The following is a 12,302-nucleotide window of genomic DNA, read 5'->3' as shown; positions in this document are numbered from 1 at the left end:
TTTGCGGGCAGGCAGTAACCTTAAAAAGCCAGCGTGCGGTCCTTGCTGAAACGCGTCAGCGTGCAGGTTTTTTTAATCGCACGTGCGGCTTGCCATGCACAACGATTGCGACGCACTCTTGGGCCACGAGCTGTCCCCGGATACTGCTGGAGAAATTGCTGATGACCGATATTGCTGCACGCTTGCGCGATGATGTTCACCTGCTGGGTGAACTGTTGGGTAATACAATCCGTGACCAGTACGGCGAAGCGTTTCTCGCCAAAATCGAACGCATTCGTCAAGGCGCCAAGGATGACCGGCGTGGCACCACTGGCGAGGAGTTGAGCACCATTCTGGGGGATTTGAACGATGACGAAGTGCTGCCGGTGGCGCGAGCGTTTAACCAGTTTTTAAACCTGGCCAACATCGCCGAACAGTACGAACTCATCCACCGCCGTGAAGAGGGGCAGCCCGAGCCGTTTGAATCGCTGGTATTGCCCACGTTGCTGGCGCGTTTGCTGGCTGAAGGGCATAGCGCTGAATCTTTGGCGCGACAGGTTGCGCGCCTGCAGATCGAGCTGGTACTGACCGCGCACCCGACCGAAGTGACCCGTCGCACGTTGATTCAAAAATACGACGCCATTGCCGCGCAGTTGGCTGCACAAGACCACCGCGATCTCACGCTCAGCGAAAAAACACACATCGAACAACGCCTGCAACGCTTGATTGCCGAAGCGTGGCACACCGAAGAAATCCGCCGCACGCGCCCCACGCCCATTGATGAAGCCAAGTGGGGCTTTGCCGTGATAGAGCATTCCCTGTGGCATGCCTTGCCGAACATGATGCGCAAGGCCGATGAGGCGCTGTACGCCGCCACCGGGCTGCATTTGCCACTGGAGGCCGCGCCGATTCGCTTTGCGTCGTGGATGGGCGGTGACCGCGATGGCAACCCCAATGTGACCGCCAGCGTCACCCGTGAAGTGTTGTTGTTGGCACGCTGGATGGCGGCGGATCTGTACCTGCGCGACCTCGATAAACTGGCGGCTGACTTGTCGATGCAGCAAGGCACACCGGCGTTGTTGGCCGCAGCCGGGGACAGCGTCGAACCTTATCGTGGCGTACTTAAACAATTGCGTGAGCGCCTGCGCATTACCCGCAATTGGGCGCACAGCTCGCTGAGCGTGACCCAGCCTGCGCCTGAAGGCGTATTGCATGACAACCGCGACCTGCTGGCGCCGTTGCAGTTGTGTTATCAGTCGCTGCACGCTTGCGGCATGGGGGTGATTGCGGACGGCCCATTGCTTGATTTCCTACGCCGCGCGGTGACCTTCGGCTTGTTTCTGGTACGCCTCGATGTGCGTCAGGACGCGGCGCGTCACGCCTCGGCGATGACCGAAATTACCGATTATCTGGGCCTGGGGCGCTACGAAGAGTGGGATGAAGACACGCGCTTGACCTTCCTGATGCGCGAACTGGCCAACCGTCGGCCGCTGTTGCCGGGTTATTTCAAACCCGGCGCAGACACCGCAGAAGTACTCGCCACATGCCGTGAGGTTGGCGCAGCGCCACAAGCCTCATTGGGTTCGTACGTGATTTCGATGGCAGGTGCCGCCTCCGATGTACTGGCGGTGCAATTGCTGCTTAAAGAGGCGGGGCTGGAACGACCGATGCGCGTGGTGCCGTTGTTTGAAACCCTGGCCGACCTCGACAACGCAGGCCCGGTCATTGAACGCCTGCTGCTGTTGCCCGGTTATCGCGCGCGACTGCACGGGCCGCAAGAAGTGATGATCGGATACTCCGATTCCGCCAAAGATGCAGGCACCACCGCCGCCGCGTGGGCGCAATACCGGGCACAGGAAACACTGGTCAATATCTGCCGCGATCAGCAAGTCGAACTACTGCTGTTTCATGGCCGTGGTGGCACCGTGGGTCGAGGCGGCGGTCCGGCGCATGCGGCCATCTTGTCTCAGCCGCCGGGGTCGGTGGCGGGGCGTTTTCGCACCACCGAACAAGGCGAAATGATCCGCTTCAAGTTTGGTCTGCCCCAGATCGCCGAGCAAAACCTCAACTTGTATCTGGCGGCGGTGCTGGAGGCCACGTTGCTGCCACCGCCCTTGCCTGAACCGGGCTGGCGCGTGCTGATGGACGAGTTGGCCGCCGATGGCGTCAAGGCGTACCGCAGCGTGGTGCGCGATAACCCGCAATTTGTGGAGTACTTCCGCCAATCCACCCCGGAGCAAGAGTTGGGGCGCTTGCCGCTGGGCAGTCGCCCGGCCAAACGCAGGGCGGGCGGCATCGAAAGCCTGCGAGCCATTCCGTGGATCTTCGGCTGGACCCAAACGCGTCTGATGCTGCCGGCATGGTTGGGGTGGGAAACGGCCTTGAACAACGCGCTGGAGCGTGGAGAAGGCGAAGTGTTAGGGCAGATGCGCGAACAATGGCCGTTTTTCCGCACTCGCATCGACATGCTGGAAATGGTGCTGGCCAAAGCCGATGCCGACATTGCGCGTTTGTACGACGAGCGCCTGGTGACGCCCGAACTGCTGCCATTGGGTGCGCACTTGCGCGACTTATTGTCGCAGGCGTGTGCGGTTGTACTGGGCTTGACCGGGCAGACGCAACTCATGGCGCACAGCCCTGAAACCTTGGAATTCATACGTTTGCGCAACACCTACCTTGATCCGCTTCATTTATTGCAGGCCGAATTGCTGGCCCGTTCCCGGCGCCAGGAAGCGGCGCAAGACAGCCCTCTGGAACAAGCATTGTTGGTCACTGTGGCCGGAATTGCGGCCGGCTTGCGTAACACCGGTTAACGGAAAAACCGGCTCAGTGACCGTGCCCCTCATGACGCAGCCTGTGCATCAACACCTGCACTGGCTGCGTGGGCACACCACTTTATTGCAAGGCTGCGCGCTGTGACACCCCGTCGCACGGGCCTGTCAGCCTCTGATTATTCCTACTTTTGCCGTCTTGTGTGGCTCGGGCCTGCTGTGTATCTTGGTCAGCCCTTGGCCATTTTGATGGCCATCACCCGATTCTGAGATTGGCCCAAAGAGGCGAGTCTGTTGTCATTTAAATAAAAAATTTTAGGAGCACATCGATGCGCGTCATTCTGCTGGGAGCTCCCGGGGCCGGTAAAGGTACTCAGGCAAAGTTCATCACCGAAAAATTTGGTATCCCGCAAATCTCCACCGGTGACATGTTGCGAGCCGCCGTCAAGGCAGGCACCGAGCTGGGCCTGATCGCTAAAAGCGTCATGGACAGCGGCGGTCTGGTTTCCGATGACCTGATCATCAATCTGGTCAAGGAACGCATCAGCCAGGACGACTGCAAAAACGGTTTCCTGTTCGACGGCTTCCCGCGCACCATTCCGCAAGCTGAAGCCCTGGTCAAAGCCGGTGTCGAGCTGGACCACGTACTGGAAATCGCCGTAGAAGACGAAGAAATTGTCCAGCGCATTGCTGGCCGTCGCGTGCACGAAGCGTCGGGCCGCGTTTACCACATCGTCTACAACCCGCCTAAGGTAGAAGGCAAAGACGACGTGACCGGCGAAGCGCTGGTGCAACGTAAAGACGACACCGAAGAAACCGTGCGTCACCGTCTTTCGGTTTACCACTCGCAGACCAAGCCGTTGGTGGATTTCTACCAGAAGCTGGCCGCTGCTCAAGGCAAGCCAAAGTACAGCCACGTTGAAGGCGTTGGCTCAGTACAGGACATCACCGCCAAGGTGCTGGCTGCCCTGAACTGATCGTCGATTTGCCCTGATACAACAGCCCGCTTGCGGGCTGTTGTTGTTTATACTGCTGCACTTTTTAAATTCTGATTCTGACGGGAACACCGATGAGCACCTTGCTGGCCCTGGATACCGCGACTGAAGCTTGCTCTGTTGCCTTGCTGCACGATGGCAAGGTTACAAGCCACTACGAGGTCATCCCGCGCCTGCATGCGCAAAAGCTGTTGCCCATGATTCAAACCTTGCTGGCCGAGGCCGGAGTCAAACTGTCGGACGTTGAGGCCATTGCATTTGGCCGCGGGCCGGGCGCGTTCACGGGTGTGCGCATCGCCATCGGCGTGGTGCAAGGGTTGGCGTTTGCGCTGGAGCGCCCGGTATTGCCCGTCTCCAACCTCGCGGTACTGGCCCAGCGAGCCTACCGCGAGCACGGCGCGACTCAGGTGGCCGCTGCAATTGATGCGCGCATGGACGAAGTGTATTGGGGTTGCTACCGCGAAGTGGCCGGTGAAATGCGCCTGGTCGGGGCTGAAGCCGTATTGGCGCCTGAAGCCGCGCAACTGCCGGACGACGCCACGGGCCAATGGTTTGGGGCGGGTACTGGCTGGGGCTATGCCGAACGTTTGAGCCCTAAGCCGTACGCAATGGACGCGGGCATGCTGCCGCACGCTGAAGACTTACTGACCCTGGCCCGATTTGCCTGGGCACGCGGCGAAGCCATCGTGGCCGACGAAGCCCAGCCGGTGTACCTGCGAGACAAAGTTGCCACCCCCAAGCACCCTGTTCTGGCCCCGTAGCAGTTGACGAAGCCTGCGTGCGGCGGCGTCGCCATGGTAAAGCTTCACGCCACGATGCCAGCACCCTCGGACGCCGCCTGCGCCAGCGACTACAGTTATGGGCAGGGCTTTAAACCTTTTTGCTTTTTTGCAGTCTAGTCTTCACTTGGGCAATTGCTTAGTTCGGCCGGTGCCGCTAAATTGCCATCATTGCAACCGAGCTTATCGCTATGCGCATCGACGGCTTTTCCTCACAGTCTTACCCGATCAAGCGCAAGCCGCGTAAAGGCCAGGCGCTGGTTGACGAGTCGGTGGAAGACAGCGAAATCGTCTTCGAAAACGCCCCGCAAGCCGCACGTACGCCTCCCTCCGGTGAGCGCATCAGCCAAGTGCCCGCCCGTCAGCAAGACATGATTTTCCAACGTGTCATGAGCAAAAAAGTCGCCAGTGCCCTGACCAGTTACCTGACCACGGCAGGCTTCGTCGACTGGGACGCTGAAGTACTGGGGCTAGACCTGTACATTTGAGCCATGACGCAAAATCCTCTCCCGTATTACCTCGGTTGCCCCGCCTGGAGTGAAAACGCCTGGCGCGAAGGCTTGTACCCGCAAAACGCGCGGTCCACCGAGTTTCTGAGCCTGTATGCGCAAGTGTTCAATGCGGTCGAAGGCAACACCACGTTCCACGCCAAGCCTGCTCTGGCCACGGTCGAGCGCTGGGCGCAGAGCCTGCCCCAACATTTTCGTTTCACCGCCAAGTTCGCGCGAGAAATCAGCCACGGCGGTGATTTGCGTAGCCAAGGGCCAGCCGTGGAGAGCTTTCTTCAGTTGCTGCGCCCGTTAGGTGCGCGCGTAGCGCCGTTGTGGCTGCAACTGCCTGCGAGCTTCGGCCCTCAGCGTCTTGCAGAGCTGGTGAGCTTTATAGACGCCCTGGAGCGCCCGTTGGCCGTTGAAGTGCGCCACCCGGCCTTCTTTGCCAAAGGCGATGCCGAGCGCCTGTTGAATCGCGTGCTGAGGGATCGCGGTGTCGAACGCATCTGTCTGGACTCGCGTGCACTGTTCAGTTGCACCTCCACAGCACCCGCAGTGCTGCATGCCCAGGAAAAAAAACCTCGAGTGCCGCCGCGTCCTGCGGCCTTTACCTTGTTTCCACAGGTGCGCTTTATCGGTCGGCCGGAATTAGAAGCCAACGATGCGTATTTGCTGGCGTGGGTGGAAAAGGTTGCGGGCTGGATCGAAGAAGGGCGCACGCCGTATGTGTTTTTACACACCCCGGATAATCACTTGGCACCCGAGTTGGCGCGGCGTTTTCATGCGCAATTAAGTGAACGGTTACCGGGAATGCCGGCATTGCCCGTGCTGCACACCCCGCAGACGAGCGAACAACTGGGGCTGCTTTAAGCCGCCAGACGCAGGTTATTGACGATCAGCGGGCGTGCCCAGCCCAAATCAAAGTCCATTGCGCGCTGCTGCTCAATCAACGTCATGGCATCGAACGGCTCGGCAGGTTTGTCCAGCAAGTCCATTTCGAACTCTGCTATGGGCAGGTGCAAAGACCGCGGCTCAGGCGCTGGGCCTGGTTCAGGCAGCGGGTGACCGGCGGCCATTACGATCGGGCGCACCCAATGGCTGTCGAAATCTTGCTGGTGCTGTTGGGCGAACAGCTCATCCGGCGGGTAAGGCTTGGCAATGGGGGGCAACAAGTCCAGTTCGAACTCGGCAATGGGCAAAAACAGCGCTTCGGGCGGGCGCAGCTCGGTGTCTATCACGTCGCAATGGCGCTGGGTCACGATGCTGCTCAGCAAATCACTGCCGCCGCGCGGTTCGACGTTTTCATCGCGCTCTACCGGCTCGATGTCGAGCGGTGAGAATTCGTCAGTACCGGACTGCTCGACTAATGCCTGGGCGTAGAAGTCCTTCCACAGGTGATTGACACTGCCCGTGATCTGCGAATTGTGACGGCCAAAATCGCCAATTGGCGCGATAAAGCCTATCGATGTGGAATGAATGTCTGACATAGCTCTCGGTCGACGCCCAGCTCTGGCAAAATGCCGGATATTTCATTTATCGGCAGCGTTTGCCGATCATTAAATTTTTGAGCGTGTTTTTAAATGAGTGAGCAAACAGCAGGCTGTCGAATCAACGTCCAGGCACTGGACGAGGCGTACCAAGCCTTGGCCGAGCAGTGGGCCGAGCGCCTTGGCCTGCCGATGGACGAGGCGGATGCCGAGTTCGCCTTGCAAGTCAGTGCGCACGGTCTGCAATTGCAGCAGTTGGGCGCCGATGCACCGGGGCCGGTGCGTGTCGACTTTGTAGAAGGTGGCGCTGCGCACCGGCGTTTGTTTGGCGGCGGCACCGGGCAAATGATTGCCAAGGCTGTGGGCATCCAGCAGGGCGTGCGCCCACGGGTGCTGGACGCCACCGCAGGGTTGGGCAAAGACGCGTTTGTGCTGGCCAGCCTGGGCTGTGAAATGAGCCTGATCGAACGTCAGCCGTTGATCGGTGCGTTGCTGGAAGACGGCCTGGCCCGTGGTCTGGAGGACCATGAGGTGGCGCCAATCGTGTCACGCATGAAGTTGCTCAAAGGCAATTCGATTGAGGTGATGCGGCACTGGGAAGGCGAGCCGCCGCAGGTGATCTACCTCGATCCGATGTTCCCGCACCGAGAAAAAACGGCGCTGGTAAAAAAAGAAATGCGCTTGTTCCGCCCCTTGGTAGGCGATGACAACGATGCGCCGGCATTGCTCGAAGCGGCGTTGGCGCTGGCAAGCCACCGCGTCGTGGTCAAGCGCCCGCGCAAGGCCCCGTGCATAGCAGGCCCCAAACCAAGCCATGCACTGGACGGCAAATCGAGCCGCTACGACATCTACCCCAAAAAAGCCCTCAAGCCCTGAGCCGCCGGGTTAATCCGCCTTGTAGGCGCGCATAAACAATGTCACGACCTCACGCACATGGGCCTCGGCTTCTTGCGCGCTCAACGGTTCGCCGCAGCCATGCAGCAGGCGAAAGTTGGGTGCGCCCTTGAGCAGGCAAAAAAAGTGCTCGGCCGCATGGTGGGTGTTGTTGATCCGCAGTGTGCCTTGCTGGTGAATGCGATCCAGCAGGCGCTCCATCTCCAGTACCACATGGTGCGGCCCGGCTTCGAAGAATATCTGCGACAGCTTCGGGTCCTGGCTGCCCAAGGTGATCATCAACCGGTGCAGGTTTAACGACTCCTCACTGTTGATCAGCGTGTGAAACCCGCGCCCGATGTTTAACAGCACCGTTTCAATCGGCACGCCGTGGGGCAAAGCAAAAAACAACTCCGGCAACTGCTCGGTGCACTTGGCCATTACGGCGGCCGAGAACAAGGTCTCCTTGTCGGTGAAATGGCTGTAGACCGTCAGTTTTGACACGCCAGCCAAGTTGGCAACGGCGTCCATGCTGGTGCTGGCAAATCCCTTGCTCAGAAATAGAATTTTGGCGGCATCCAGGATCGACTGGCGTTTTGCCAGATCTTTGGGGCGGCCTGGGGCATTAGGGACTAAAGGTTGGTCAGACATTTCCGTTTATTACTGGACTGGTGAGTTTAGTATTAATAACATGCCGCCCAGTATAAATATTCCAAGCCCTATAAGCGAAAGGTCGTCTCCATGTTGCGTCATGCCTTGCCCCGCGCTGTGCCTGTCTGTTTGGTGTTTTTGTTAGCTGCGTGCGGGCATGAAGAGCCTGCTCAGGTCAGCATCAGCCCGGCGATTGTGGTGCAACCCCAACCTTCGGCGCTGGCGACCCAAAGCTATCCAGGCGAAGTACGCGCACGGTTTGACCCGCAGCTGGCCTTTCGCATCGGCGGCAAAGTCACGCGCCGGTTGGTCGACGAAGGTGAGCGGGTCAAGGCCAACCAGCCGTTGGCTGAGCTGGACCCGCAAGACGTTCGCCTGCAACTGGACGCGACCCGCGCTCAAGTGGCGGCTGCACAGGCCAACCTCAACCTGGTGCGCTCCGAACGTGATCGTTACAAAACGTTGCTCGACCGTCAGATGGTCAGCCGTTCCCAGTTCGATAACGCCGAAAACCTTTATCGCGCAGGCGAGGCCAAATGGCAGCAGTTGCAAGCCGAGCAAAACGTCGCCAGCAACCAGGCCAGCTATGCCGTATTACGCGCGCCGCAAGATGGCGTCATTGCCCAACGCCAAGTGGAAGTCGGACAGGTCGTGGCCGCAGGTCAGACCGTTTTTACGCTCGCTGCCGACGGTGAGCGTGAAGTGTTGATCAGCGTGCCCGAGCAGGCGTTCGCGCGGTTCAAGATTGGCCAGCCGGTGTCGGTTGAGCTGTGGTCCCAGCCCGATCAGCGGTTTAGCGGGCGGATTCGTGAGTTGTCGCCATCGGCCGATCCCAAGTCGCGAACCTTTGCAGCCCGTATCGCCTTCACGGCTGGCAAAGTGCCTGCCGAGTTGGGTCAAAGTGCGCGAGTCTTTATCCAAAACGAGGGCGTGAGTTCGTTGTCGGTGCCGCTGTCGGCACTGAGTGCTGAAAACGGCGCGGCCTATGTGTGGCGGGTTGGCCTTGGCAACAAGCTGGAGCAAGTGCCTGTGCGTGTTGGCCCGTATGGCGAGAAAACAGTGCCGGTGCTGGAAGGCCTCACGTCTGTGGATTGGGTCGTCGCCGCCGGGGCGCATGTGCTGCATCAAGGGCAGGAGGTACGGCCTATTGATCGTTCCAACCGAACGATCAATGTCATGGCGAAGGAGTAATTGCCATGGGTTTCAACCTGTCTGCATGGGCGTTGCGCAACCGCCAGATCGTCCTGTTCCTGATGCTGTTGCTGGCCATCGTCGGTGGGCTTTCCTACACCAAATTGGGCCAAAGCGAAGACCCACCGTTTACGTTCAAAGCCATGGTGATCCGCACGCTATGGCCCGGCGCCACGGCTGAAGAGGTCTCACGTCAGGTCACTGAGCGCATCGAGAAAAAACTGATGGAAACCGGCGAGTACGAACGCATCGTGTCGTTCTCGCGCCCCGGTGAATCGCAAGTGACGTTTATGGCGCGCGATTCCATGCACTCCGATGAAGTCCCGGCGCTGTGGTATCAGGTTCGCAAAAAGATCAGCGATATCCGCCACACCTTGCCGCCCGCCATTCAGGGACCTTTCTTCAACGACGAATTTGGCACCACATTTGGCAATATCTACAGCCTGAGCGGCGAAGGTTACGACTACGCAGTGCTCAAGGACTACGCCGATCGCATCCAGATCCAGCTGCAGCGGGTCAAGGATGTAGGCAAGGTCGAGCTGCTGGGCCTGCAAGACGAAAAAATCTGGATCGAACTGTCCAACCTCAAACTGGCTACGCTGGGTTTGCCGCTGGAGGCGGTGCAAAAGGCCCTGGAGGAGCAAAACGCGGTCTCGACCGCCGGTTTCTTTGAGACCCCGACCGAGCGTGTGCAACTGCGTGTCAGCGGCAACTTCAAGACTGTCGAAGAGATCGAGCGCTTCCCGATTCGTGTCGGTGAGCGCACCTTGCGCATTGAAGACGTTGCGGATGTACGCCGTGGTTTCAATGATCCGCCTGCGCCGCGTATGCGCTTTATGGGCCAGGACGCCCTGGGTCTGGCCGTGGCCATGAAAGACGGTGGTGACATTCTGGCCTTGGGCAAGGCGCTGGAGACCGAGTTTTCCCGTATCCAGAAAAACCTGCCGGCCGGCATGCACCTGAGCAAGGTGTCCGATCAGCCGGCAGCGGTTAAAACCAGTGTCGGCGAATTTGTACAGGTGTTGGTCGAAGCCCTGGCGATTGTGTTGCTGGTGAGTTTCTTCTCGCTCGGCGTGCGCACTGGCATGGTGGTGGCGTTGACCATTCCGCTGGTGCTGGCCATGACGTTTGCCGCCATGCATTACTACGGCATCGGCCTGCATAAGATCTCGCTGGGCGCGTTGGTGCTGGCCCTGGGGTTGTTGGTCGATGACGCCATCATCGCAGTGGAAATGATGGCGATCAAAATGGAGCAAGGCTACGACCGCTTCAAGGCGGCGAGCTTTGCATGGACCAGCACTGCCTTCCCGATGCTCACGGGCACGCTGATAACCGCCGCCGGTTTTTTACCCATCGCCCTGGCGCAGTCGAGTACGGGTGAATACACCCGCTCGATCTTTCAAGTGGTGACCATTGCGCTGCTGGCATCGTGGATTGCGGCGGTGGTCTTTGTGCCTTATCTGGGCGCCTTGCTGTTGCCGGATTTGGCCAAGCGCCATGCCGCCAGGCATGGCACCGGTGATGGCGCAACGGACCCTTACGGCACGCCGTTTTATCAACGTATCCGGCGTTTGGTTGCGTGGTGTGTGCGGCGGCGCAAAACCGTGATTACGCTGACCGTGCTGTTGTTTATCGGTTCGGTGGTGTTGTTCAAGTACGTGCCCCAGCAATTCTTTCCGGCATCGAGCCGTCTGGAACTGATGGTGGACTTGAAGCTGGCCGAAGGCGCGTCTTTGAGCAATACCACGGAGCAGGTTGAGCGCTTGGAAGCCTTGCTCAAAGACCATCCCGGCATCGTCAACTACGTGGCCTACGCCGGGACCGGTTCGCCGCGTTACTACTTGCCGCTGGACCAACAATTGCCTGCGGCCAGCTTCGCGCAGTTTGTGGTGCTGGCCAGCAGTATTGAAGACCGCGAGCGCCTGCGAAGCTGGCTGATCGACACCTTGAACGAGCAATTCCCGACGGTACGCTCGCGGGTGACGCGCCTGGAAAACGGCCCGCCTGTGGGCTACCCGGTGCAGTTTCGGGTCACGGGTGAGCACATCGAGGACGTACGGGCACTGGCGCGTAAAGTCGCGGCCAAGGTGCGTGAAAACCCTCATGTGGTGAACGTGCATCTGGATTGGGAAGAACCGAGCAAAGTGGTGTATCTCAATATTGACCAGGACCGTGCACGGGCCTTGGGCGTGAGCACCGCTAACGTGTCGCGGTTCTTGCAAAGTACGCTGCTGGGTTCGACGGTCAGCCAATATCGCGAAGACAACGAATTGATCGAAATCCTGCTGCGCGGCACGCCCCAAGAACGTACGCAATTGACGTTGCTGCCGAGCCTGGCCGTGCCGACCGATAACGGCCAGAGCGTTGCCTTGTCGCAGATCGCCACGCTTGAATACGGGTTCGAAGAAGGGATTATCTGGCACCGCAACCGTCTGCCCAACGTGACCGTGCGGGCTGATATTTACGGCAAGGAGCAACCCGCTTCGCTGGTACAGCAGATCTTGCCGACGCTTGAAGGGGTGCGTGCCGAACTGCCAGATGGTTATTTGCTGGAAGTCGGGGGCACGGTGGAAGACTCTGCCCGTGGTCAGAATTCGGTCAAGGCCGGAGTGCCGCTGTTTATCGTGGTGGTGCTGACCTTACTGATGGTGCAACTGCGCAGCTTTTCGCGCGTGGCGATGGTGTTTTTGACCGCGCCGTTGGGGTTGATCGGCGTGACGTTGTTTTTGCTGGTGTTCAACCAGCCGTTTGGTTTTGTGGCCATGCTGGGCACCATTGCGCTGTCAGGGATGATCATGCGCAACTCGGTGATTTTGGTGGACCAGATCGAGCAGGACAAAGCGGCGGGGCTGGATGCCTGGCAGGCAATCATCGAAGCGACCGTGCGCCGTTTTCGTCCGATTGTGCTGACCGCGCTGGCGGCGGTGCTGGCAATGATTCCGCTGTCACGCAGCGTGTTTTTTGGGCCGATGGCAGTGGCGATCATGGGCGGGCTGATTGTCGCGACCGCACTCACGTTGCTGTTTTTGCCCGCGTTGTATGCCGCGTGGTTCAAGGTGAAGAAGCCGAGTGTGTAGGTGCTGGC

Annotated in this window: 10 protein-coding genes; 8 read left to right on the top strand and 2 right to left on the bottom strand. The window is 59.4% G+C overall.

Features of this window, described 5'->3' with window-relative positions; translation table 11 throughout:
• Positions 1-161 precede the first annotated feature (161 nt).
• The 5 genes from ppc (at position 162) to ACP7A4_RS10435 (ending at position 5,885) form a co-directional block, all read left to right on the top strand.
• The gene (gene ppc / locus ACP7A4_RS10455; protein ID WP_059764482.1) at positions 162-2,792 is read left to right on the top strand and encodes a phosphoenolpyruvate carboxylase; all 2,631 of its coding nucleotides are present in this window, start codon (positions 162-164) and stop codon (positions 2,790-2,792) included.
• Positions 2,793-3,079: 287 nt separating this feature from the next.
• On the top strand, positions 3,080-3,727 hold the full coding sequence (adk, locus tag ACP7A4_RS10450) for an adenylate kinase (RefSeq protein ID WP_059764485.1): 648 nt from the start codon (positions 3,080-3,082) through the stop codon (positions 3,725-3,727).
• Between the two features lie 92 nt (positions 3,728-3,819).
• Positions 3,820-4,506, top strand: a complete 687-nt coding sequence (gene tsaB / locus ACP7A4_RS10445) for a tRNA (adenosine(37)-N6)-threonylcarbamoyltransferase complex dimerization subunit type 1 TsaB (RefSeq protein WP_048400025.1) — start codon at positions 3,820-3,822, stop codon at positions 4,504-4,506.
• A gap of 209 nt (positions 4,507-4,715) precedes the next feature.
• Complete coding sequence (locus ACP7A4_RS10440; protein ID WP_048363330.1) at positions 4,716-5,012, top strand: hypothetical protein; 297 nt, start codon at positions 4,716-4,718, stop codon at positions 5,010-5,012.
• Positions 5,013-5,015: 3 nt separating this feature from the next.
• A complete protein-coding gene (locus ACP7A4_RS10435) occupies positions 5,016-5,885 on the top strand; it encodes a DUF72 domain-containing protein (RefSeq protein WP_203303236.1) in 870 nt (289 codons plus the stop codon).
• On the opposite strand, the gene ACP7A4_RS10430 is transcribed toward ACP7A4_RS10435, so the two are convergent.
• Positions 5,882-6,502 (bottom strand): energy transducer TonB, encoded by a 621-nt coding sequence (locus ACP7A4_RS10430; protein ID WP_203303235.1) that lies wholly within the window; start codon positions 6,500-6,502, stop codon positions 5,882-5,884. The genes ACP7A4_RS10435 and ACP7A4_RS10430 overlap by 4 nt on opposite strands.
• 93 nt (positions 6,503-6,595) lie before the next feature.
• Here ACP7A4_RS10430 and ACP7A4_RS10425 point away from each other — a divergent pair, with 93 nt between their 5' ends.
• On the top strand, positions 6,596-7,378 hold the full coding sequence (locus tag ACP7A4_RS10425; protein WP_059764492.1) for a class I SAM-dependent methyltransferase: 783 nt from the start codon (positions 6,596-6,598) through the stop codon (positions 7,376-7,378).
• A gap of 9 nt (positions 7,379-7,387) precedes the next feature.
• Here the strand turns inward: ACP7A4_RS10425 and ACP7A4_RS10420 are convergent, their stop codons facing one another.
• On the bottom strand, positions 7,388-8,026 hold the full coding sequence (locus ACP7A4_RS10420) for a TetR/AcrR family transcriptional regulator (protein WP_426246685.1): 639 nt from the start codon (positions 8,024-8,026) through the stop codon (positions 7,388-7,390).
• Between the two features lie 90 nt (positions 8,027-8,116).
• On the opposite strand from ACP7A4_RS10420, the gene ACP7A4_RS10415 reads away from it, so the two are divergent.
• Positions 8,117-9,217 (top strand): efflux RND transporter periplasmic adaptor subunit, encoded by a 1,101-nt coding sequence (locus ACP7A4_RS10415; protein ID WP_426246683.1) that lies wholly within the window; start codon positions 8,117-8,119, stop codon positions 9,215-9,217.
• Between the two features lie 5 nt (positions 9,218-9,222).
• Positions 9,223-12,294 carry an efflux RND transporter permease subunit gene (locus tag ACP7A4_RS10410; protein ID WP_059764497.1) on the top strand — a complete coding sequence of 1,024 codons (3,072 nt, stop codon included), beginning with the start codon at positions 9,223-9,225 and terminating at the stop codon, positions 12,292-12,294.
• Positions 12,295-12,302: the final 8 nt, after the last annotated feature.

The organism is Pseudomonas sp. TWR3-1-1 (assembly GCF_049896545.1).
Lineage (GTDB): Bacteria > Pseudomonadota > Gammaproteobacteria > Pseudomonadales > Pseudomonadaceae > Aquipseudomonas > Aquipseudomonas weihenstephanensis.
This window is presented reverse-complemented; position numbering and strand designations above follow the sequence as displayed.